The sequence below is a fragment of the Hydrogenibacillus schlegelii genome (genome assembly GCF_001653195.1).
GTDB classification, from domain to species: Bacteria; Bacillota; Bacilli; order Thermicanales; family DSM-22653; genus Hydrogenibacillus; species Hydrogenibacillus schlegelii.
This window is the reverse complement of the sequence record NZ_JXBB01000015.1, coordinates 1-23,189: the sequence shown is the minus strand read 5'-3', so window position 1 is coordinate 23,189 and position 23,189 is coordinate 1. Positions and strand designations below refer to the sequence as shown.

The window sequence follows — 23,189 nt, the reverse complement described above, 5'->3', positions numbered from 1 at the left end:
GAACACCTCGCCTGCCCGTTTCAAACCGTCTGCCCCGTATCCCCCGCCCCCGAGGGGCCCCTCGACCGCCGCCTCCGCGTGGATCACCGTCGTCTCGAACACCGGCCGCCGCACCTCGTCGGCCTTCAGCAGGACCGGAGGGCTCGTCATGCCGGCGGCCATCGACGCCGGCACGACGGGCGTCGTGAACGTCCACAACGGGGAGACGATCACGTTCGTCTCCCGGTCATTTCCCGGGCGGCTTCAGATCGATCGCCGTGCTCTCAAACACGGGGAGGTCCGAGTGGTCGATCGAAGCGATGACGGATGGGGCGAATACGTTCGCGGCGCGATCATCGCCTGGTTGGAGGTGGCAAGCGCCGCCGGCCGACCGATTGCGGACCTTCCCGGGATGAACGTCGAACTCGTCAGCGATCTTCCCGTCGGCGCCGGTCTTTCCTCCTCGGCGTCGCTGACGGTTTTGATCGCGCTCATCTTCGACACCTTCGGCCAAACGGCGCTCGGCCCAGAGCACTGGGCGAAAATCGGGCAAAGGGCGGAAAACGAAACGGTCGGTGTCGCATGCGGCCTCATGGACCATTTCGCCGCCTCTTACGGCAAGCAAAATCATGCGCTCTTTCTGGACACCCACACGCTGGCTTATGAATGGATTCCCTTTTCTCCGGAACCATATGTTCTCGTGGTCATCGATTCCGGAAAACGCCGGTCCCTTCGCCATTCCGCCTACAACGATCGGCTCAACGAAGTCGAGCAGGCCTTATCGTGGATCCGTCGACACCGCCCGACCCTCACCCACCTGGGAGCGCTCCGGCCAGAGGAATGGGCGGCGATTCGCCCTCTCTTGCCTGAGAGCGCTCCGCTTCGCCGCGTCGACCACATCGTCGCCGAAAACGACCGCGTGTTAAAAGCGCGGGATGCCCTCCGAAGCGGTGATCTGCGCACCTTTGCTGCGCTCCTTACCGCAACCCATCGGTCGCTCCAATCTCTCTTTGAAGTCACCCGCCCGGAAATCGACGCCCTCGTCGAGCTTCTGCTCAAAGCGCCCGGCGTCCTCGGCGCCCGGATGATGGGCGCCGGCTTTGGCGGCTCGGTGCTCGCGCTCGTGCACCGAGATCAAGGGCCGGCGCTGATCGCCGACGTCGGCCCGCGATATCGGCACCTTACGGGCCTGGAAGCGAAGTTCTACCGTTTTTCGCTCGGCGACGGGGCGCGTGAGCGAACATAGCGATCTTTTTTCATGAAAAAAGGAGGGGATTCCCTCCGCTCCCGAGGGGGTCCCCTCCTCTGCCGCGGTTGAGACCGCTTATATTGAGATCGCTTATGACTTGGTGACCAGATCGAGGGGCACCGGAATGTTCTTGTCGACCGTCTCCCCGTGCAAGACCTTGACGGCCGTCTCGACGGCGATCTTTCCCATCTCCTCCGGCCGCTGGGCGATCGTCGCCGCCAGGCGCCCCGCTTCAACCGCCTTCCGAGCGTCTTCCGTCGCGTCAAAGCCGACGACGATCACCTTTTTCCCGGCCGCCTCCAGCGCCTCCAGGGCACCGAGGGCCATCTCGTCATTATGGGCAAAGACGGCGTCGATGTTCGGGTGGCTCTGAAGGATATTTTCCATCACCTGCAGGCCCTTCGCCCGGTCAAAATCGGCCGGCTGCGAGGCGACGATCTCGATGCCGGGCGCGGCGGCGAGGGCGTCGTGGAAGCCTTCCCCGCGATCCCGGGCGGCCGACGTGCCGGGAATGCCCTGAAGCTCGACCACTTTCCCCTGACCGTTCAGCGCCTGCTTGATGAATTCGGCCGCCAGGGCCCCGCCCTTGAAGTTGTCGGAGGCGACATGGGCCACGACGTCTCCGCCGTTTGCCCTCCGATCGACGGTGATGACCGGAATGCCGGCCGCGTTGGCCGACTGCACCGCCGTCACGACGGCGTCGCCGTCCGTCGGGTTCAGGATGATGAGATCGACCTTCTGCTGGATCAGATCTTCGAGATCGCTCACCTGTTTCGCCGGATCGTCCTTGGCATCGACGACGACGAGCTCCACCCCGGCCGCTTGGGCCGCCTTTTCGGCGCCTTCTTTCAGGCTGACGAAAAACGGATTGTTCAGCGTCGAGATCGAAAACCCGATCTTCGCTTTCGCCTCCGCCGCCGGCGCAGAACCGCCCGCGGCGGACGAAGGCCCCGCATCGCCCGACGGGGGCGCCTCCTTGGCGGGGGAACCGCAAGCCGAAAGAACCGCCAGAAACATGAGACTGACGACGAGCAAAACCCCGATTCGCCGCTGAGTACGCATCGCCTTTTCCCCCCTGTTTCTCGATGGGTCTTCCCGGCTTTTTTCTTCTCTCCAAGACCGCTCCCCAGGACCATTCGCGGCGCTTTAGGCCCGAAGCCGCACTCGCTTCGCCCTCATCCCCGAACCTCCGCCGAAGGGCGGTGCATCGGCCGGGGCTTCTTCTCCGTTCTCCTCGGCGGACACCACCCCCTTTCCGGGCGATCCGATTTGCGGTCGATCCGGTTGGTCCGGCCGCACCGGCATCAGCGCCCGCCGCCCGGTCGTCAGCGCCCCGCTTTCGATCGATCCAGCAGGACGGCGAGCAAAATGACCGCCCCTTTGACCACCTGCTGATAAAACGACGAGACGTTGAGCAGGTTCAGGCCGTTGTTCAGCACGCCGATGATGAGCGCCCCGACGAGCGTCCCCCCCAGCGTCCCCCGGCCGCCGGACAGGCTCGTCCCGCCCAGGACGACCGCGGCGATGGCGTCGAGTTCATAGCCCATCCCGGCCGTCGGCTGGGCCGAATTCAGCCGGGACGTGAGAATGATGCCGCCGGCGGCCGCGGTGAGACCGCTGATCGTGTACACCCAGATTTTGATCCGATCGGTGGCGACGCCCGAGTGGAGCGCGGCTTCTTCGTTGCCGCCGACGGCATAGACATGCCGGCCGAAGACGGTGGAATTCAAAAGAAGATAACTGCCGGCAAACCCCAGCCCCAGCCAGAGCACCGGGAGCGGAAGGTCGAAGAGATACCCGCGACCGATGACGCCAAACGCATCGCCGAGGCCCGTGATCGGCCGGCCGTCGGTATAGACGAGGGTCAACCCCCGGTAGACGGTCATCGTCGCCAGCGTCACGATGAACGGCGCCAGGCGGCCTCTGGCCACCAGCACGCCGTTGGCCGCGCCCATCGCCGCCCCGGCGAAGAGCGCGAGCGCCACCGCCAAGGCCGCAGGCACCCCGCCGTGGATCATCCCCGCCGCCAGAGCGCCGGAGAGCGCCAGCATCGACCCGACCGAGAGATCGATCCCGCCGGTCAAGATGACAAACGTCATCCCGAGGGCAATCAGGGCGTTGATCGAGACCTGTCGGAGGACGTTCAGGATGTTGTTCACGGTCAAAAAATGCGGGGTCGTGAGCGCCAAAGCCACGGACAGGACGATGAGCCCGAGGAGCGGCCCGGATCGCCGAAGCCGCTCCAGGATGAACGCCTTCATCTTCGCCGCCCCCTCAAGCGCCGCCGGCCATGGCGATCATCACCGCTTCCTGGGTCGCCTCGGACCGCGTAAAACGCCCGCTCACCCGTCCCTCGTGAAGCACGAGAATGCGATCGCTCATCCCGAGGAGTTCCGGCAGGTCGGATGAAATCATCAGGATCGCCACCCCTTCGCGGGCAAGGGCATGCATGATCTCGTACATCTCCCGCTTGGCGCCGACGTCCACGCCGCGGGTCGGCTCGTCGAGCATGAGGACCTTCGGCGTTTGAAACAGCCATTTCCCGACGACGACTTTCTGCTGATTGCCGCCGCTTAGCGTGCGGACGGCCCGCGCCGGGTCCGGAGGGCGGATGGAGAGGCGGGCGATCATCGTTTCCGCTTCGGCCCGCTCCCGCCCCCTGGCGAGCCACCCCCACCGCGAGAGCCTCGAAAGCGTGGGGAGCAGCACGTTGTCCTGCACCGATCGGTCGAGGACGAGCCCCTGGCGCTTTCGATCTTCGGGGACGAAGGCGATGCCCGCCCGGATGGCGTCCCTCGGGTGCCGGAGCACGATCGGCCGGCCGTCCAGCCGGATGGTGCCCCCGCGGACCGGCTCAAGGCCGAACAGCGCCCGGGCCAGCTCGCTCCGGCCGGCGCCGACGAGCCCGGCGACGCCCAGGATCTCGCCCCGGCGAACGGCAAAGCTGATGTCGTGAAGCTTCCCGGGCACGGACAGATGTTCCACGACGAGCCGCTCCGGCCCCGGCGCGACCGACTTCTTCGGGTAGCGCATCTCGAGGGGGCGACCGACCATCTGCCGGATCAGCGCCTCGAACGTGGCCTCCTCCGTCCGCATCGTCGCGACGACGCGCCCGTCCCGAAGGACCGTGATCCGATCGCTGAGGCGGAAAATCTCTTCCATGCGGTGAGAGATATAAACCATCCCGGTCCCGCTCTGTTTGAGACGCCTAAGAACCCGGAAGAGATGGTCGATTTCCCGCTCCGTGAGCGCGGCGGTCGGTTCGTCCAGGATCAGGATTTCACTTTTCCGCAAAAGGGCCCTGGCGATTTCGACCATCTGCTGCTCGGCCATCGAAAGCCGTTCGACCGGAAGCGCGGGATCGAGGTCCATGCCCAAAAGTTCCAGCATCTCGCGGGCTTCCCGGAGCATCCGTCCCCGATCGAGCCCCACCCTCCGGCGGCGACGGGGTTCCCGGCCGAGGAAAATGTTTTCCGCCACCGTCAGCGTCGGCACGAGGTCGAGCTCCTGGTGGATGACGGCGATTCCCAGCTCCGCCGCCCGGCGCGGGCTGTCGATCTCCTGGATGGCCCCGCGGATGCGAATGACGCCGCGATCTTTCCGGTAGATCCCGGAAAGAATTTTCATCAGCGTCGATTTGCCCGCGCCGTTTTCTCCGAGGAGGGCGTGCACTTCACCGGCATACAGGGTAAAGCCGACGTCGCGGAGCACTTCGACCCCGTGGAACGATTTCGAGATGCCCTCCATCTCGACGAGCGGCGTCGTCATGGCCACCCCTCCTAAAAAACGACCCCGGCCTGCAAGATCACATTGGCATACGGCGTGAATTCGCCGGTTCGGACGATCGCCCGAACGCTGGTCGCCTCGGTTTTCAGCGCCGCGTGGGGCACGGCTTCGATCGGGACGTCGCCGAGGAGCGCCCGGAGCCTGGGATAGAGGGCCGGGCTTTGCTGCCTCATTTCTTCCGCGACCAGCGCTTTTTCCACCGCGAGTTCGGTCAACACCGCCTCGACGACCTCGAGAAACGGCGGCAGGCCGGGCCGTACGGCGAGATCGATCCGCTCGACGCCCGGCGGAATCGGGAAGCCCGCATCGGCGATGAGGATCCGGTCCGTGTGCCCCAGCTCGCCGATCAGCCGCGAGAGATGACTGTTGAGGATGCCGGTTTTTTTCACGCGATCTCACTCCTGCCAGCGTTCGAGTTCGGCCCGCGTCGGCATGCCCGCCTGAGCGCCGAAGCGCGTCACCTTAATGGCCGCGGCCCGGTTCGCCATGCGGACGGCCTCCCCCAGCGGCCTCCCTTCGGCGAGGGCGACGGCCAGCGCCCCGTTGAACGCATCGCCGGCGCCGGTCGTGTCGCGGACCGGCACCCGAACCGCCGGAACGCGGTGCAGCCCTCCCGGGTTGCCGTGCGCATCCCGGATCGCATAAGCGGCGCCCTCCGCGCCGAGGGTGACGACGACCGACGAGACGCCCCGGGCCAAAAGCGCCCGGACCCCGGCTTCAAGCGCCGCCGACGCTTCCTCCTCCGGCGCTTCGACCGCCGGAGGAGGGAGATCGTTTACGACGCGCAGTTCCAGGCGGTTCGGCGTCAGGACGTCGACCGCGCGAAGGAGGGTCGCCGGAAGCGGCCGGGCCGGCGCCGGGTTCAGGATGACGCGGACGCCGGAGCGCCGGGCGAGCTCTACCGCTTTTTCGACCGCCTCGAGAGGAATCTCGAGCTGGACGAGCACGACGTCCGCCGCCCGGAAAAGCGCCGCCTGCCGGTCGACGTCGTCCGGGGTGAGGCGGGCGTTGGCGCCGGGAACGACGATGATCCGGTTGTCCCTTTCGGCCAGGGTGATGAACGCCAGCCCCGACCCTTCATCCGGAACGACCTTGACCCCCTCGGTGTCGATCCCCTCGGTCCGCAAGGCCTCGAGCAGCCGGGCACCGAACGCATCGCGGCCGACGGCGCCGATGAGGCTGACCTCGGCGCCGAGGCGCCGGGCGGCGACGGCCTGATTGGCGCCCTTCCCTCCGGGGAGCATGTGCGCTTTTTTCCCGAGCACCGTCTCCCCTTGATCGGGCAGCCGGTCGACTTCGACGATGAGATCCAGATTCAGACTGCCGACGACGACAATGTGCGGACGCCGCATCGCCGACGCTCCTTTGAACCGCATATTTGCACCGGATGTTTCTCAGCGATTTTTCCGCAACGTTGAGGCGCGCTCGATGACGGTAACCTCGAGCTCATAAACGGACGGGCCGGCCGCAGACGACGGATCGTCCGGGCGCTCGATCGGCTGCGCCGCGGGATGCTTTTTTTTCGGCCGAGCGTTCGACCTTCGCAGCAAAAGATCGACGGCCAGCCGCCCCATCACGTCGACCGGCTGGCGAACGGTGGAAAGTTCCGGTTCGACGACCGCGGCAAGCGGAATGTCGTCAAACCCGATGAGGGCGACGTCTTCCGGCACGCGGATGCCGCGGCGGTGAAGCACCTTGAGCGCGCCGATGGCCATCAGGTCGTTCGCCGCAAAGATGGCGTCGACGTCGGGATGCCGGGCCAGCAGCGCTTCGGTGGCCGCCATCCCGCCTTCGATCGAAAGCTCGCCGCCGACGATGAGGCTCGGCGCAAACCAGGGGCGCGCCTCGACTTCGTCGAGATAGCCCTGCCTCCGCTCGGCCGCCGGGAGAATCGAGGCCGGCCCGGAGAGATGGGCGATCTTCTCGGCGCCGATCGCCATCAGATGGCGAACGGCCAGCCGCGCCCCCTCCCGGTTCCGGCTCCGGATCTGCGGCACGCCGTGGGCAGAAGGCCGGTCGACGAGGACGAGGGGGATCGCCTCGGCCTGAAGCCGCGCGATCTCGTCTTCGGCGATGTCGTGGGCCGCGATGATCGCGCCGTCGAGGTACTGCTGGCGGATCATCCGGGCGTAAGACGACCGCTTCGACGCGTGCGACCGGGCGTTCCAGACGAGGACGTTGTAGCCGTAACGTTCCGCCTGCTCGTCGATCGCCTTCAAGAGTTCCGGGAAAAACGGGTTCGTGATGTCCGGGAGGATGACCGCGATCGCGTTTAATTTCTGATTGGCGAGACCCCGGGCCACTTCGTTCGGTTCGAACTTGAGCGCCCGAATGGCCGCCTCCACCTTCTCGGCGGTCTCCCGGCTGACGTAACCTTTGTGATTGAGATAGCGCGACACCGTCGCGACCGACACACCGGCCAGTCGGGCCACATCGCGGATCGTCGGCACGGTCATCTCCGTCAGTTGGCAAATCAGCCATTTTTGCGATATTTGACCTCCTCCCCGGAATGAATTCCGGGGATTCCCACGGGGAGGTTAGCGCTTGCTCGGCCCCATGCCTTTCAGCTTCGGCCTCATCGCAGCGCCATCGGGGCCGGGTCAACGGCCCGCCCCGGCTGCGTTCCGCCGAAAGGCGTTACCGCACCGGGCGGCGGCCCTCGAACGGCGGCTTACGCCGCCTCGGCCAGGCCGCTAATTGCAAGACTCACGTTCCAGGCGCCGACAACGTCCACGTGGGCTTCGTAGCCGCACTTCCGGCACCGGAACCGGATGCCGCTCCGGTTCTCCGAAGCACGGTACCCGCACCGCGGGCACGTCCGGCTGGTATCCTTCGGGTTCACCCACTCCACCCGAATGCCCACAAGCCGCGCCTTGTAGGCAATAAACTGCTGAAGCCGGTAGAAGGACCAGGAATGAAGCGATCGCCCGAAGTCTCGCTTCCGGGTTTTCCGCCGGCGAATGCCTTCCAGCTTTTCCATCCGAATGGTGCTCACGCCACGGGCGAGGCACCAGTCCACGATGGCCCGGCTGATCTTGTGGTCCTGGTCTTTCATCCAGCGGGCTTCTTTGTCCTTCATTTGACGGATCGCTTTTAAAGCTTTCGCTTTCCCCATTCGCCGGCGAAGGGCGTGATACCGGCGGCGGACGTAAGCCGCCTGATCGCCGGGGAAAAAGAGCGTCTCCCCGCCCGCGTTCACGACCGCGAGATAGCGTAGACCCATGTCGATGCCGGCGATTTTCCCGGACTCAGTCCCAGCCGTCTTCTCCTCGACGGGCAGCGTGACCGAAAGGGCGAGGAACCACCGCCCGCGCTTTTCGTACAGCTTTGCCGCGCCCTGCTTGACGTCCCGTCCGAGGCGGGAGAGAATGGCTTCCTGCTTCGCCGTGACCGAAAGCGGCACCCGCACCCGACCCGCCTGCGTCGGAAACGCGGCCGTCCAGAAGTCCCCGACCTTTTTTAGGCGCAGGTTCTGGTTGTTGAACGACGGCCAGAGGACCCGGAACGTCCGAACGTCCCGATGCGCCGCCACGTCCCGAAGCGCCTGGTTGATCACGGCCGAGGGGAGGTCGCCGGCGAGGTACGCCCGCGCCGTCCGGCTGGTGAGTCCCTTTGGCCTCCCGGCGGCGACGAGATTGTTGGCGAAGGACGTCGTGCGTTCCACGAGTTCCCGATACCGCCGGATCTTCGCCTGCGTCGGGCGATGGAGCCGGAGGCGAAGGGTGATGGTTTGCAATCAGCCCCCTCCTTTCTGTCTTGTTCTTCGATGTACCGGCGGATGGTTTCGGCGGAAACATCGCCGGCTGTGGCCATGAAGTAGGATGGCGCCCACAGGGTGCCGCGCCCGGTTCGCTTCTGGAGATGGGGAAACTCCAGAAGCAGCTTACGGGCGCTTACGCCCTTGAACACCTTCACGACATCGGCCGGTCGGATCGTCGGCGGCACGGAAGCAAAGTGGTGAACGTGGTCCGACATCACCTCCATGGCGATGATCTCCCAGCCGCGTTCTTTCGCCGTTTCCTGCAGGATTTCCTTGAGACGATCGGCCATGGGACCTTCAAGGACTGTTTGCCTGTATTTCGGAATCCAGACCATGTGGTACAGCATGAGATACCTGGAGTGTCTTCCGGACCTTATCTCCACCATGCACGTATTCTACCATGTGTATCAAGAATGTACAACGTGTATTAAGAATGTACAACCGGCTTCATCCCCGGAATGAACTCCGGGGCTTTCGCCGGTGGGTTTTGTAACCGGTTAGATGGAGCGTCGGTTCGATATGTAACCGGTTACCTATCGGCTATGATCATTATGAGCTTGAACGGGGGCGTTGTCAACTGCCTTTTGGACAAAGGCCGTGTCAAGGTTCGGTAGGCAGGGATCTCACCGAAAGGGAAATCCGCGCTCAATCTCATGGGAAGACCGGTCTCGTAAGCTCGCGCAAAACGTACTTCACCCACGGTTTCCCAGCGAACGAACCTTCCAGCGCCGGAAGATGCCCCCGCAGCCACTCCCCAGCCGCGTGAGCCAGCCCCTGCCGGACATCCGGCTTCCGCCAACGGGGCTTTGCTTCTTTCGCCTCGGACCGGCGCCCTTGCGCCTCTGACCGCCCCGCTTCCCCGAAGCGCCCATTCGCCCGGGCCGTCAGTAACCGCGCCAGGGCATCCGCCCCGTGACGGCTCCACCGCGCCCCCTGTCGCTTCATCCGGCGGGCGATGATGTGAAACACTTCCCCTTCGACCGCCCCAAGACGCCAGGCCTCCGGCAGGGGGAGCCGCGCCCCTTAAATTAGACAATTTGATCGGTATCCCTATGTGATTCAGACCTAGCTTGTGCTCAGGGCTTCTTTGAGCGTTTCTTGGGGCGTTTTGTACCGCAGGCTTGAATGCAGCCGATGCTCGTTGTAGGTCCGGATCCGTTCGGCCAAAAGCGCATCGAGGGCTTCGATGCTCCTTGCTTCAAGCAGAAGGTCTTGATGCTCTGCTTTGAAACGCGAGAAGAAGGATTCGACGATGGGATTTTCCTTCGGTCCCCGCAGGCTGTACGACAGTCGCTGTCCTTCTTCGAGCAGGAGATGACCGACCCACGCGTGACTCAAGAAGGCGCCGCCCTGATCGTGATGGAGGATGGCTTTCGGGCGCTCCCTCTTTTGGGTCAGGATGAACGCTTTGGCCCGTTCCCAAGCCTGAAGCGCGGTCCGAACATCCGGCGAGGGAGAGAAGGCATATCCGATCACCATGCGGGTCCGATGGTCCAGAATCGGCAAAAACCAAACCTTCCCGCCGCCATAGACGAGCTGGGTGAAATCGGTGTAGAGCACCTCAAAGGCGTCTGGTTCCCGTTCGGAAAGAAGGCGAAGGGCGAGATTCGCCCGTTCCTTGGCCAGAACGACTGTCTCGAGCAGCGGATTGGGCTTCGGTTTTCTCACCTTTCGCGTGAGGGAAAGCTCAAACGTGTGGAGAAGACGACGGACCCGCTTTCCATTGACGACCATTCCCCGCCGCCGAAGCTCGGCCTCGAGGCGGCGATAGCCGTACTCCGGATGTTCCTGAAGGATGGCTTCGATCTGCGCTTTGAGCGCTTCGTCCGCCAGAGCCCGTCTCTTTTCGGCCTCCTCTCGCTTTTTCTGGTAATACCACGTCGCTCGTGGAATGCGAAGTGTCTTGAGGAGAATCGGCAGGGGAGCCAGCCGCCTGGCCAGCGCCTCTTGCGCCAGACGGATGCGCTCCTGAAGGGAAAGTCGATCTAGCTCCCCTGCCCGAGAAAGTTTTTTAGGAGCGCGATTTCGACCTCCTTTTTGCCGAGGAGCTGTTCCAAATCACGAATGCGCTTCTGGTATTCCTGCTCTTTGTTCGGGGGTTCAAAGAGCTCAGCGCCTTTTTCCAGGAGGGTTTGCTTCCACTTCAAGAGGGTATTCGGATGAACGCCGTATTCCCGGGAGAGTTCGACGAGCGTTTTTTCGCCTTTGATCAGTTCCAAAGCCGCTTTGAATTTGATGGAGCCGGGGATGGATTTTGTTCGTTTCACAGGTCGCCCCTCCTTTGACAGAAGGATACAACATAGTTTTAGCATTTGTCCAGTCTGAGGGGCGCATGACCGAGCAATAATGCCTTCCCAATTGTGACGGAGGTATTGCTCCAGTCGACGCACGCGCGCTTTTCCCCGCCGCGTCGCCCGGACCCACGCTTCCCGTAAACCCTCCTCCACCGCGTTCCAGTCCCCCTGGGCGATCCCTTCGGCAACCCGCTCGTACGCTTCCCGGTCGCTTCCCAGCGCCTCAAGAAGCGCCCGCCGGAGATGGTCGCGGTCCAGGCGAAAGACGGCTCCGGGAAGCCACGCCGTTCCCGCCTTGATCCATCGCTCACCGTCACCGCCCAGCCAGATCCGCCGAACGACGCTCAGATCCCACCTCTCGCCCAACTGGGCCACCGTTTCTTCCCAAAAGGCCTCCGCTTCCATCACGCCGGCGACCGCCTGCCGGTTCTTAAGCCGTCCATTCTCACTCCGCCCTTCATAGGCGACGCCGAGCTTGATCTCCAGGAACCCGGCGTCTTCCGGCCGCGCTTTCCGCGCCCGAATCCATACGCCGTCCGCTTCGACGCCAAGCTCTTCAGCTTTCTGCGCCCCGGCCGGCACTTCGCCCCGCTCAAACACCCGCCGCCGGCTCTCCGCGGCCCGCCGGCGCTCCGCTTCCCCCAGCTCCTGCACCGCCTTCCACACGCTCATGGCGCTCACGCCGGGAACCCAGGACGCCAAAATCTCCGCCGCCCGCCGGTAAGACACTTCCGTCGCCAGCCATGCCATCCGCTCTTTCAGCCGGTCCGATACCCGTTGCCCAGAAGAAAGACCAAGCGCGTCATCAAGCAAAAAAGCCGTCTCGCCGGTCTCGGTGTTTCGATAGAAGCGCCGCCGATTCCGTTGCTCCCCAAACAGGGTGAGGATGCTTCGCGTTTTGGCGTGTACCAGTCGCCACTTCCGGGTATCCCGCGCTTCCATCAGCTCGATGTCGACCTGTTCCAGAAGGAGCGTCATCACTTCTCGGGCCAGCCAGCGGGTCGCCTCGGCCACCTGTTCCTCCAGCTGTGAAAAGGTGAAATTCCGCCTCGAAAGGTGAAGCATTTTGCTAAGGAACAGAAGGAGAATCGGAAGCAGGCGTCGAAAGAAGTCCATGGAGATCACCTTCCCTTACCGGCCCAAAGGGCCGGTATTTTTTTCGGTGAGATCTCCATTCGCTTTGAACAGCGTGGACTCCTGCCTGCCTACCTAAACTTTACACGCTCTTGGACAAATCGACCCAGCGAACCTAACGTTTGGCGGCAAACGTCAAAACCGCTTCATCCTCTTTGGCTTCGTTTTTTTCTTAGCCTGTTTTGCCCAAGTCCCCCTCAGTGTACGAACGACAGGTTGGTGTAATATTTTCGCTTTCCAACCCCGGACAACTTCCCTGTCCGACGCCGTCGTCATGCATACCGTACTGAGTGAGAGGAGGTGAAACGCATGTCACACGCGTACGGGGCGCCGGGATACGGAGGGATCAGCCTGTTCGCCTTCGCGATCGTCATCTACGTCCTTCTCGTCATCGTCCTTGACGGTCGCTGGTGGGGCGGATGGTAAGACAACGCCGTTCCCGGATCGCGAGTCGCCCTTCCCCCTTCTCATCCGGAACGAGATCCGGCCATCAAGGAGGTGTCCGATCGATGAGCTTCGCGCAAGCGACGGCGAGCGCCGGCGACGGGTATGCCTTTCATGGCATCGGCAGACATTTCGCCTTTGCCATCGTCATCTACGTGTTGCTCGTGATCATCCTGCGCGCCGGCGGGCACGGTTACGGCTACTGAAGCCGGTGCCGATCGATTTTAAAAGGAGAGGGGGATCCCCTCTCCTTTTTAACTTTAATAAACCGGCGGCGCGGGCGTCGGGGTGGGCGGGCCGAACGACCCGTACTTCGTGTCAATCGCCTTCCGGATTTCCGACACCGGCATGCCGCTTTCCGCCATTCGCGCCGCATCCACCGCAATGTTCAAACAGACATCGCAGCCGACCGAGTGACTGTCCCATACCACCGGACCGTCCGGACGCCTTTCGGCGATAAAGCAGTCGCGGTTGCTCCGATGCCCGATCGATCCGCAACCGCAGGTGCAAGGGATCCACTCAAGCATATCGGCGTGCCTCGCGGCAAGACGGTATGTCGCCCGAACGTCATCGGGCGCATTGTGCAGAAAAGAAGGAAGGACATCGATGGAAGCTGTGGCCTCCCTCCCATCGCCGGGATGCGTCTCGGCAGAGCACCCGGCAAGAAACGAAGCGGCGGCGAGAAGCCACAGCCCCGTCCAACGCGAGATGGTCAAGCCTTTAGTCCGCAAGGGCCCACCCCTCCTTCCACAGTCTGCCTCACGGGCGCGGGCATTCCCTGGAGCACCGAATATTATACTACGCTCGTCACCGTGGAGTGTCTTCCAGGCGGTGGCACCGGCGCGCGTTTCCCCTCACGAGGACGACACCGGCGCCTCGATCGACGCCGTCGTCGGCTTGGCGCGCATCGATCCGTAGCGCTCGTAGTTGAGGTGGAAGGCAAAGGCTTTCTCCAGCACGTGCGGCGTCTGCCCGCCGCGCTTCAACGCTTCGCGGAAATATTCCATAAGCAGCGGGCGATAGTCCGGGTGCGCGCACCGTTCGATGATGAGCGGCGCCCGCTCGATCGGGGCCAGGCCTCTCAGATCGGCATAGCCGTATTCCGTGACGAGGACGTCGACGTCGTGTTCCGGATGGTCGACGTGCGAGACGAACGGCACGATGCGCGAGATGGCGCCGTTTTGCGCCACCGACTTGGTCACGAAGATGGTCAGACGCGCATTTCGCGCAAAATCGCCCGATCCGCCGATGCCGTTCATCATCTGCGTGCCGCGCACGTGCGTCGAGTTGACGTTGCCGTAGATGTCCGCTTCCAGGGCCGTGTTGATGGAGATCAGGCCGAGGCGGCGGATGATCTCCGGATGATTCGAAATTTCCTGCGGTCTCAGCACCAGGCGTTCGCGATAGGCGTCAAACCGCCCGAAGACGTCCCGCATCTTCTTTTCCGTCAGCGTGACGGCCGCCGCCGAGGCAAAGACGATTTTGCCGGCGTCGATCAGATCGAAAACGGCATCTTGCAGCACTTCGGAGTAAAATTCGAGGTCGTGGAATTCCGAATCCAGAAGGCCGTACAGGACGGCGTTGGCCACCGAACCGATGCCCGCCTGAAGCGGCGCAAGACGCGGCGTAAGCCGCCCGGCGGCGACTTCATCACGTAAAAAGCGAAGGATGTGCGCCGCGATGCGCTCGGTATCGCCGTCCGGCGGGGTGATCGGCGAAGGTGAGTCGGGTCGGTGGGTGAAGACGACGGCAAGGATTTTGTCCGGATCGACGGGTATGCCGGGAAGCCCGATGCGGTCCGACGGGCGGATGATGGGGATCGGGGCCCGGGCGCCGCGCACGCCGACGTCGTACACGTCGTGGATGCCGTAGAGCCCTCGCGGCTGGGCGGTGTTGATCTCGACGATCACGCGGCGCGCCCTTTGCGCGAAAATTGCCGAATTCCCGACCGACGTTGTCGGGATGAGGAGCCCCGCTTCGGTGACGGCGAGCGCTTCGATGATCGCGACGTCGATCGGCGGCAGCACGCCGTCGCGGATCCACTCCGCGGTCTCGGACAAATGCTGATCGATGTACAGGATCTCTCCGCGGTTGATCTTTCGGCGCATCACGTCGTCGGATTGATACGGCAGACGCCGGCGGACGATCCCGGCTTCGGCCAGAACGCGATCGACGTCCGAGCCTAACGACGCGCCGGTGATGATGTTCACTTTAAGCGGCGCCTGCCTGGCCCGCTCGACTAGGGCAAACGGCACCGCTTTCGGCTCGCCGGCCCGCGTAAATCCGCTTAGGCCGAGCGTCATGCCGTCCTCGATCCAGGATGCGGCCACGTCCGCCGTGACCACGCGATCGTGAAGACGGGCATCGCCGAGAAGCGCTTTCATTTCTTCATTCGACGCCACGGGCCTTCATCTCCTTTCCGCGCTTTTTAAAAGGCAACATAGCAGAGTCAAGGCCCGCGGTCGAGTATTTTGACACCAAACGGCTTTTTTCATCCATGAGCGGTCCAAAACGCGACGCCGGCGGCACGGGCGCTTCCGGCACGCCCCTCCCTTGCCGCTGGGGCGACCGCCGCGCGCCGCACCGGCGCACCGGCGGCGCAGGCCGTCCGCCCCGCCCGTCCCTCCAGGCCTCAGAAGCCGAGCCGCTGTCGCAAAAGCGGCGCATACGTTCGGCTCACCGGCAGGCGCGAACCGTCGCGCATCACGAGAAGCAACGTGGAATGCGGGTACGGATGGATCTCGGCGATCTGCCGGACGTTGACGATATACGCCCGGTGGATGCGCGCAAAACGGTCAGCCGGAAGCGATGCCTCCAGGGAGGAAAGCGATTCGCGGTGCATGCCCTGAACGTCCCTCGCCCTGACGAACGTCTTGCGGTTTTGCGCCTCCAGGAAGATGACGTCTTCAAAGTCGATCGGAATCCAGCGCTCGCGGCTCCAGACGGTGAGAAACGGGCCCGTCGGCGGAAGCGCGGCCCGCTCCCCATCCGCCAGCGGAAAGACCAGCGTGACGGCGCCCCGGCGGCGGCCCGCTTCGCTCAACGGAACGGAGAAGCCAAAATAGGCCACGCCGAACAGGCGCGCATCGCGCGGTTCGGCGACCTCGCGGTTCAGGCGCAAGGCCTTCTCGGTGACGGAATCGGGCTTGATCGGATCACCCGGCCGGATGTGCAAATCGATGAACGGGCTCGGTCGGTAGTAGACATAACGTTCCTCATCGGCGATGACGACCGACGGCAGCTTCATCGCCCATGTCGCCCCCTTGTCCATGCCGGCCCTCAAGACCACCCTTGCTCGCTTCCATCGATTTTTTCATTCAACATCGATTATTCCGCACCACAGGACGGCCGGATCCTTCTTCCGAACATACGCCAAAAGCGCCTCCGTCGATCCGCCGCCCTCCCCCAGCGCCGCAAGCAGCGCGAGCTCCCGACGCGCGGCCGCTTCCCGGCCCAGGAGGAGATGCGCTTTGGCCCGGAGCAATCGGACCGACCGGATCCACGCATCGGCCTCTCTTCTGGGCACCTTGACCTGCGCAAGAAGCACAAGCGCCGCGTCGGCGTGCCCCTCCGTCAGATGGGCGGCCGCCAGCGCCGTGAGCGCCGTCGGCGGAACGGAACGGCCCGCCGCCACGAAGGCGCGCACGACCGCGCCCAGCGCTTCGGAGCCGGAAGGTTCGTCCCTTCGTTCGTCGACCGGTAGTCCGCCTTCCTGGAGGCCGGCTGCGGCGGGCGATCCGACGGCGGCGGGCGATTCGACGGCGACGGACGACCGGGATCTTAGGGCCATGTCGAGAAGCCCCAGGCGAAAGCGGGCCGCCGGATCGTCCGGAAAGCGGGCGAGATACCGGCGGTACAACGCCACGGCGGCCTTCGTCTCGCCGAAGGCATCCGCCGCCGCCGCGCGAAACGCCAGCGTCCAAGCGTCGTCCCGCCACGGACCGCTCCACGGCGGCGCATTGTCGTCGCCGGGCGCCGCGAGCGCTCGCACGGCACCCCACTCCCGGCGATCCAAGGCCCGGCGCAGCCGGCGCCGAAGGCGCGCCCCCGCCGCCGTACCGCGGCGGCGATACGGCCACTCGTACAGAAGCCCGAGCACCAGGGCAAACGCAAGGAGCCGGTGGCCGAACAGGGCGAACGTCACGGTCAGACCGACCAGCCAGGGGCGAAGGCGAGCCCAAAACGGCGGCCGGAGCCCCTCCCGAAGCGCCGCGAGAACCTCCGGAGAAAGCCGCGGATGCCAAAAGCCTTCTGGCGACCCGCCCGTCTCTTCCGGCGAGCGGGTCGCCTGCGCCAGACCGGGCGTCCAGGCAGGCAGGGCAAACGCCCGCGCCCCCAGCCGCGTCGCCAGCGGCCCGCCGGAAAGAAACCCGTCGGAGACCGGGAAGTTGACCTTCTCCGTTCGCGGCGCCCGATGCGCTTTGGGGCGGGACCCCTTCTTAAGGGACTCGACCGCATAGAGGCCCGTTCCCGGGATCCCCGCCGAAACGTACGGCCCGCGGGGGCCGACCCCGACGCGAAAACCGCGGACGCCGACGCTTAGGCCCACCCCCCGTTTCGAAACGTTCAAGGACACCCCCTTGGCCAGCCGCACGCGCCGGGAAAAGCGAAGCCCCATCGCCATCCCTCCTTCGGCAGGTCACATCACTTCAAAGCGCACCCGCGAACCGCGCGACTCGTCCGCCGGCTCGACGATGAGCCGGTGCGGGATGCGCTCCCGAAACGCCGGCACGTGGGTGATGACGCCGACCGCCATCCGCTCCGACGAAAGCCGCATGAGCGTCCCGATGACGACCTCGAGCGCCTCCGGATCGAGGGTGCCGAAGCCCTCATCGAGAAAGAAAAACTCGAGCGGATCCGTCCCCTTCAGCTGAACGGCGTACGAGAGCGCCAGCGCCAGCGCCAGCGAGGCGAGAAACGTCTCTCCGCCGGACAAGGAAGACACCGGCCGGAGGCGGCCGCCCCGCAAATAGTCCCGGACGACGAAATTGGACTCGGAGTCGACCTCCAGCGAAAGTCGCCCGCCGGTCAGCCCCTGGAGCCGTTCGGAAGCGGCCCGGCTCAAGGCGACGAGCTCCTCCCGGGCGAGGTACTCGACGAACGCCCGTCCCTCGAGCGCTTTCAAGAGCTGCTTGTGAAGGACGACCGCCTTCTCCAGCCGCTCCAGCTCGGCGGTCAGGGCGAGGTAGCGCGCGTGGCGGGCCTGAAGCGCGGCGAGCTTTTCCGCCGCCTCCCCGACCCGTTCCGTGGCCCTCTGAACGGCCACCTCCTGCTCCCGCAGGGCCGCCTCGGCCGCTTCGAAGACCGCCGACGGGAGCCGGCCGCCGGAGACGGCCGGCGATGTCCCGGCGGGAAACAAAGTCTCGCGAAGGACGGCCGCGGGCTGGGCGTCGCGAAACGCCGCCTCGAGCGCCGCCGCTGCTTCCGCCCGCCGGGCTTCGAGCGCCGCCCCTTCCCGGGCGTAGCCGTCGAGCTCGTGCCGAAGAAACGCCATCTCCCGTTCATCTCGCACGGCCTGAAGCGCCGCCTTCGGATCGGCAAAACCGGCATCGATCGCTTCGTACTCCGGCCGGACGCTGTCCCAGGCAGCCTTCGCCTGCTCCAGACGATGCCGGGTCTCCTGAAGGGCGCTTTCGGCGGACGAAAGTTCCTTTTCGGCCGCCCGATGCGCCTCCCGGGCCGCCGCCGCCGCCGCTTCCGCCCGCCGGACCGCCTCGTCGAGGGCCTTAAGCTCGGCTTCCACCGCCTGACGAAGTCCTTCCGGCGGGCGGCCGCCGGTGAGGACCGCAAGCTCCCGTTTCAGTTCTCCGGCCTGCACCTCCCGCGCCCGAAGCTCTGCCTCGTGGCGGGCGAGGGCCGCCCCGGCCGCCTCCAGGACCGCCTGCGCCTCCGTCTGCGCCTTACGGAGTTGCTCGAGTTCGACCATCGCCTGCTCGAGCGCTTGCCGGTACGCCTCGGCCTCCCGGGCCTGCCGGAAGGCCGCTTCCCGAAGCCGGTCGACGTCCGACCACGGCAGGTCGGGAAAGCGGGCCGCATACGCTTCGGCCGCCGCCTTCCGGGCTTGGGCTTTCTCCCGGGCTTCTTCTTCCGCCCGGGCGGCCTCATCCCGGGCGCGCCGCGCCGCCTCCAGCCGCAGGGCGAACGCTTTATCTTGCGCGTCAAGCGTCCGGACGAACGCCTCCAGCCCCCGACGCGCGGTTTCCAGATCTTCGGCGAACGCCCCCAGCGCCTCGACCGCCGCCCGAAGCTCTCGCAACGCATCCGCCCCGGCGACGCCCGGCGCTTCCCCGGTGAGTTGCCCCGTCGCCTCCGGACCGAGGGAGGAGGCCGCACCCGGGTTCAAGGTCGGGGCTTCATCCGGTCCAAAAGGCGCGGCCGGATCGGGGGCGAGTCGTTCCACGGCCGAAAGGGCAGCCCGCACCGCCGCTTCCGCCCGGGCGGCCGCCCCGCCCCGGCCGTCGGGCGTCCCCGGCCGATCCCCGAACGTCTCCGGCGTCGCGCCTTTTTCCGCTTCGGGGATCGCCGTCGCCGCCGCCTCCGCTAAATCTTCCGTCGACTCCGCCAAAGCTTCCGGGACGGCCTCCGGCGCGAGGTTCGGCGCCGCGCCCGGCGCCCCAGAAGACGCCGGATCCGGCGCCGCGCCCGACTCAAGCGCCGTCGCCCCTCCGTCGGAGGAGATCGGCCCTGTGGCGAGGAGCCGCCTCCCTTCGGCCAGCGACTTCTCCGCGGAGGTCAGCCGATCGGCGACCGCCGCGCGGCTTGCGGAAAGCGCCTCGCTTCGCGCCTGAAGGGTACTTCGGACGACGAGCCATGCCTTTCCGAGCTCGCCGACCTCCGCCGCGAACGCCGCCGTCGCCCCGGCCCCATGGGCGGCCTCCGGTCGGAGATGGGCCGGGGCCGGATGGTGCGAAGAGCCGCAGACCGGGCACGGGATGCCGTCGACGAGGTGCGACGCGAGTTCCCGGATGAAGCCGTCCCGCTCCGCCGCCTTTTGCCGGAGCCGCACGACCTCCTCCGCCTTTTCAAGGGCCGCCGAAAGTTTCGGAAGGGCGTCGGCCAAAAGGGACGCGGCGACCGCAAGGCGCCCCTTTGCCGCGGCGACCCGCGCACGACCGTCGCTTACCGTCCGGGCCAGCCGCTCAAAGCTCGAGGCGGCCGCCCCGATCTCGCGGGCGGCGGCCTCGCGGGCCTCCGCCGCCCGCGTCGAACCCGTCTCGGCCGCCTCTTCCGCCTGCCGGAGCCGCTCGGCCGCCTGCCAGGCGTCATCGAGCCGCTTTCGCCGCTCCTCCGGAAGCGTAAGCCGCTCCACCTCCGCCTTCAGCGCCCGGATCCGTTCTTTTTTCGCCGCCTCCTCGGCTTTGAGACGCATGAGCGTCCGCTCATGGGCCGCCGTTTCGGCGGCCGCCAGATCCCGCTTCCGTTTCTCCTCGGCGATCTCCGCCTCCAGCGCAAGAAGGCGGGCCGCCCGGGCTTCGGCCGTCCGATACCGTTCCGCCTGCCGGAGAAGGTCCGGCCGGAGCGCCTCCGCCCGCTCGCGGCGGGCAGTGAGATCGGCCTCCGCCTGCTCGAGCCGGGAGGCCGCCTCGACCGCCTTCGCCCGCGCTGCCTCCCGGACGCGGAAGACGGCCTGAAGCCGATCCGCTTCTCGAACCAGCGCCTCGGCGTACGGCCGGAGATGGGCCGCCGCCTCCGCCCGGCGAAGCGCTTCCCGCATGGCTTCGATCTCCGGCGCCCGGGCCCGGTGGCGCCGAAGGGCCGCCTCGAGCTCCGCTTCTTTATCCTGGAGCTCCCGGACCTTCCGCAGCGCCTCGACCTCCGCCCGGAGCGCCTGAAGCCGCCCTTCCGCCGCCGCCCGCTCGGCTTCCGCCCGGGCATGGGCCGCCTTCGCCGCCTCCAGCGCCTCCCGGGACGCGTCGCCGAGGCCGGTCCGCTCCGCCGCTTTGACCTCCCGCTCCGACTCGAGCGCCCGAGCCCGGGCGTTGACCCGATCGTAAAGCGCTTTCCCGTACCGTTCCAGGTTCAGGATGCGCTCGAGCATCTCCCGCCGGTCTTTGCCCTTGAGGGTCAAAAATTCGTGAAACCGCCCCTGCGGCAGCACCACCGCCCGGGTAAAATCGTCACCCGTCAGCCCGATCAGCCGCACGACGGCCCGATCGACCTCCCGCGGCTTTTCCGCCAGCACCTCGAGCGGGACCGCTTCCTCCGGCGCCGGTCCCTTCAGGCGGAGGAGGCGGGCGCTTTCGTTTTTCAAGCCAAAGGAGGCTCCGTCTCCCGCCTCTTTCCGCTCTCCGTCGAGGCGCTCCCCGCGCCCCGAAGGCCGGCGGTAGCGGCGCTCGACGCGGTAGGCGGTCCCGGCGAGGGCGAAGTCGAAGGCGACGGCAAGCCCGTCGGCGTCGACGTTCAAAATGCCGGATGTCCCCCGTTCCGCCCGGACGACGGTCCCGTACAGGGCGAGGGTGATGGCGTCGAGAATCGTCGATTTGCCGCTCCCCGTCGGTCCGAAAATGCCGAAAAGCCCCGCCCGAGTGAGCGGCCGAAAATCGATGACCGCCTTTTCCCGGTAGCTGTGCAGACCTTCAAATTCCAGCCGAAGCGGCCGCATCGCCGTCCTCCTCCGTCTCCAGCTCGTTCAGGTAGGCAAGAAAGAGCTTCACGAGCTCCTCCCCCGGCTCCGCACCGGTTTTCTCCCGGTAAAACCGGCGGAACCGCTCATCCCACGGAAGCTCCCGGAGGCGAACCGCCCCGGCGGCGGGCCCGACCGGCGCGATGGCGAAGCGGATCCCGACGATCCCCGGGCGGGCCGCCCTAAGCCGCCGGATTTCCTCCTCGCCCGGCAGGTCGGCACCGGAAGGCAGGGCGAGCTCCAGCTCGATCCACGCCGTCGGATCGTCGCCCCGCTCGATCCGGCGCCAGACCGGCGCGAGTCCGCCTTCCGCCCGCCAGCGGACGAGGGGCCGCCCGGAGGAAAGAAACACCTCCTTCACCTGCCCCCCTCCGGCGCCCGGTCGACCTTCGGGCGCCGGCACCGGCGCCCCCGGCCGAAGTTCCAGCACCGTCGCCGACTTGGCGAAGCCGGCCTCGGAAAAGCCGAGCTGAAGGGGAGCCCCGGCATAGCGCACCGGCGCCGGCGCCCCCGCCACCCACTGCGGCCGATGCAGATGCCCGAGGGCGACGTAGTGGGCGACCGGAAAACTTTCCGGCCGTACCGTGTACGCGCCGCCGAGCTGGATCGGCTGCTCCGAATCGCTCGTCTCCCCACCGGCGACGAAGAGATGGGTGAGGACGACGTTCACCGCATCCGGTCGAAAGGCACCGGCCATCCCCTGAAGGAGCGCCCGCACCCGCCGGTCGTAGGCGTCCTGCATGGCCTCGGCGGCCGGATCGGCGGAAAAAAGCGTCCCGAGGCGCCGTTCGGACGGAAACGGAAGCGCCGCCACGACAAGCCGCTCCCCGGTGCGGGGGACGACGAGCGAAAGCGGCCGGAAGCGCTCCGTCTCTGCCCGGCCCGCCGACTCGTCAAGCCCGCTCTGCCTCTCCCGCCCTGCTTCCCGACGCGCCGCCGGCCGACCGCCCGCCGCGGCGGCGCCGGCCCCGGCATCGGGTTCACCGGCTGCGGCGCCGTCCGCATCGAGCGGGCCGATGAGCAAGATGCGTCGGGGGCTCCCGACGATGAGGGGCCGGGCCGCTGCCAGGCGCTCCGGCTGGTCGTGGTTGCCGGCGATGACGACGACGAGACGCCCGTCCTCCGAAAGCCGCGCCAGCGCCTCAAAAAAGAGCGCCTCCGCCCACGCCGTCGGATTGGGCGCATCGAAGACGTCCCCCGCAAGCAGCACGACGTCTACGGCTTCCTCCCGGACGATCGCCGCCATCTCATCGACCATCGCTTCGAACTCGTCCTGCCGGCTCCGGCCTTCGAGCGTCTTCCCCAAGTGCCAGTCGGCGGTATGGAGAATGCGCATCGATCCCCTCCGTTCAGGGCTGTGGAATCCTTTCGGCTGAATCCTTTCGATGGAAGAGCATTTTTACTCTCGAATCGCTCCTTACGGTATGGAAACCGCCAAGCCTTAATTCGACTCTTTCTTTTGACCGACTTGTCTGACCGGCCTGTCGCTCACAAGGGCCGACTCCCGGCTCCTTGCTACCGTGTCGAGCCGACGCATCGTCTGTCCTTCTGTTCGATCCTATGACGACAATCGGCGATCCCCCGCTTCTGTCCCTTTTCGGTTACCCTCGTACTGAACCGACAACCTGATCATACCACTCTGAGATTGAGATTGACCTCCTCCCCGGAATGAATTCCGGGGATTCCCACGGGGAGGTTAGCGCTTGCTCGGCCTCATGCCTTTCAGCTTCGGCCTCATCGCAGCGCCATCTGGGCCGGGTCATCGGCCCGCCCCGGCTGCGTTCCGCCGAAAAGCGTTACCGCACCGGGCGGCGGCCCTCGAACGGCGGCTTACGCCGCCTCGGCCAGGCCGCTAATCGCGAGGCTGATATTCCAGGCGCCGACGGCATCCGCGTGTCCGCGGTAGCCGCACTTCCGGCA

18 protein-coding genes and 1 pseudogene are annotated in these 23,189 nt (G+C 66.1%); 2 read left to right on the top strand and 17 right to left on the bottom strand.

Annotated elements, in window-relative coordinates; all coding sequences use genetic code 11:
• The first annotated feature begins 148 nt into the window (after positions 1-148).
• Positions 149-1,225, top strand: a complete 1,077-nt coding sequence (locus SA87_RS05875; RefSeq protein WP_066200594.1) for a galactokinase — start codon at positions 149-151, stop codon at positions 1,223-1,225.
• A 93-nt stretch (positions 1,226-1,318) separates the two neighbouring features.
• On the opposite strand, the gene rbsB is transcribed toward SA87_RS05875, so the two are convergent.
• From rbsB to SA87_RS05820, 11 genes and pseudogenes are all read right to left on the bottom strand, one after another.
• Positions 1,319-2,290 (bottom strand): ribose ABC transporter substrate-binding protein RbsB, encoded by a 972-nt coding sequence (gene rbsB, locus SA87_RS05870; RefSeq protein WP_066200591.1) that lies wholly within the window; start codon positions 2,288-2,290, stop codon positions 1,319-1,321.
• 263 nt (positions 2,291-2,553) lie between these two features.
• Positions 2,554-3,489, bottom strand: coding sequence for an ABC transporter permease subunit (locus SA87_RS05865; RefSeq protein ID WP_066200588.1), 936 nt, complete (start codon positions 3,487-3,489; stop codon positions 2,554-2,556).
• A 13-nt stretch (positions 3,490-3,502) separates the two neighbouring features.
• Positions 3,503-4,996, bottom strand: coding sequence for a sugar ABC transporter ATP-binding protein (locus tag SA87_RS05860; RefSeq protein WP_066200585.1), 1,494 nt, complete (start codon positions 4,994-4,996; stop codon positions 3,503-3,505).
• Positions 4,997-5,007: 11 nt separating this feature from the next.
• Complete coding sequence (gene rbsD, locus SA87_RS05855) at positions 5,008-5,403, bottom strand: D-ribose pyranase (protein WP_066200583.1); 396 nt, start codon at positions 5,401-5,403, stop codon at positions 5,008-5,010.
• Positions 5,404-5,409: 6 nt separating this feature from the next.
• Positions 5,410-6,366 (bottom strand): ribokinase, encoded by a 957-nt coding sequence (rbsK, locus tag SA87_RS05850; RefSeq protein ID WP_066200580.1) that lies wholly within the window; start codon positions 6,364-6,366, stop codon positions 5,410-5,412.
• Positions 6,367-6,408: 42 nt separating this feature from the next.
• The gene (locus tag SA87_RS05845) at positions 6,409-7,470 is read right to left on the bottom strand and encodes a LacI family DNA-binding transcriptional regulator (protein ID WP_082718303.1); all 1,062 of its coding nucleotides are present in this window, start codon (positions 7,468-7,470) and stop codon (positions 6,409-6,411) included.
• 215 nt (positions 7,471-7,685) lie between these two features.
• Entirely contained in the window at positions 7,686-8,750 is a 1,065-nt protein-coding gene (locus SA87_RS05840) for an RNA-guided endonuclease TnpB family protein (RefSeq protein ID WP_066200577.1), read from the bottom strand.
• Positions 8,750-9,157 (bottom strand): annotated as a pseudogene (gene tnpA, locus SA87_RS12615) (IS200/IS605 family transposase); the annotation flags it as partial. The gene SA87_RS05840 and the pseudogene tnpA, both read right to left, overlap by 1 nt.
• A gap of 268 nt (positions 9,158-9,425) precedes the next feature.
• The gene (locus SA87_RS05835; protein ID WP_169816916.1) at positions 9,426-9,719 is read right to left on the bottom strand and encodes a hypothetical protein; all 294 of its coding nucleotides are present in this window, start codon (positions 9,717-9,719) and stop codon (positions 9,426-9,428) included.
• A gap of 120 nt (positions 9,720-9,839) precedes the next feature.
• Complete coding sequence (locus tag SA87_RS05830; protein ID WP_245637665.1) at positions 9,840-10,703, bottom strand: IS3 family transposase; 864 nt, start codon at positions 10,701-10,703, stop codon at positions 9,840-9,842.
• Positions 10,704-10,759: 56 nt separating this feature from the next.
• Positions 10,760-12,133 (bottom strand): ISLre2 family transposase, encoded by a 1,374-nt coding sequence (locus SA87_RS05820; RefSeq protein ID WP_169816915.1) that lies wholly within the window; start codon positions 12,131-12,133, stop codon positions 10,760-10,762.
• Between the two features lie 578 nt (positions 12,134-12,711).
• On the opposite strand from SA87_RS05820, the gene SA87_RS13485 reads away from it, so the two are divergent.
• Positions 12,712-12,852 (top strand): hypothetical protein, encoded by a 141-nt coding sequence (locus SA87_RS13485; protein ID WP_169793273.1) that lies wholly within the window; start codon positions 12,712-12,714, stop codon positions 12,850-12,852.
• Between the two features lie 54 nt (positions 12,853-12,906).
• On the opposite strand, the gene SA87_RS12610 is transcribed toward SA87_RS13485, so the two are convergent.
• The 6 genes from SA87_RS12610 to SA87_RS05795 form a co-directional block, all read right to left on the bottom strand.
• On the bottom strand, positions 12,907-13,377 hold the full coding sequence (locus tag SA87_RS12610; protein ID WP_066441390.1) for a PCYCGC motif-containing (lipo)protein: 471 nt from the start codon (positions 13,375-13,377) through the stop codon (positions 12,907-12,909).
• 123 nt (positions 13,378-13,500) lie between these two features.
• Positions 13,501-15,030: a succinyl-CoA:acetate CoA-transferase ScpC gene (gene scpC, locus SA87_RS05815; RefSeq protein ID WP_066200625.1), complete on the bottom strand. Its 1,530-nt coding sequence runs from the start codon at positions 15,028-15,030 to the stop codon at positions 13,501-13,503.
• 248 nt (positions 15,031-15,278) lie between these two features.
• On the bottom strand, positions 15,279-15,893 hold the full coding sequence (locus SA87_RS05810) for a LytTR family DNA-binding domain-containing protein (RefSeq protein ID WP_066441386.1): 615 nt from the start codon (positions 15,891-15,893) through the stop codon (positions 15,279-15,281).
• A gap of 66 nt (positions 15,894-15,959) precedes the next feature.
• Positions 15,960-17,264, bottom strand: a complete 1,305-nt coding sequence (locus SA87_RS13480) for a DUF4236 domain-containing protein (protein WP_066200558.1) — start codon at positions 17,262-17,264, stop codon at positions 15,960-15,962.
• 21 nt (positions 17,265-17,285) lie between these two features.
• Positions 17,286-21,248, bottom strand: coding sequence for an AAA family ATPase (locus SA87_RS05800; RefSeq protein WP_066200556.1), 3,963 nt, complete (start codon positions 21,246-21,248; stop codon positions 17,286-17,288).
• Positions 21,223-22,605, bottom strand: a complete 1,383-nt coding sequence (locus SA87_RS05795) for an exonuclease SbcCD subunit D (protein WP_066200553.1) — start codon at positions 22,603-22,605, stop codon at positions 21,223-21,225. Before SA87_RS05795 ends, SA87_RS05800 begins: the two co-directional genes overlap by 26 nt.
• Positions 22,606-23,189 lie beyond the last annotated feature (584 nt).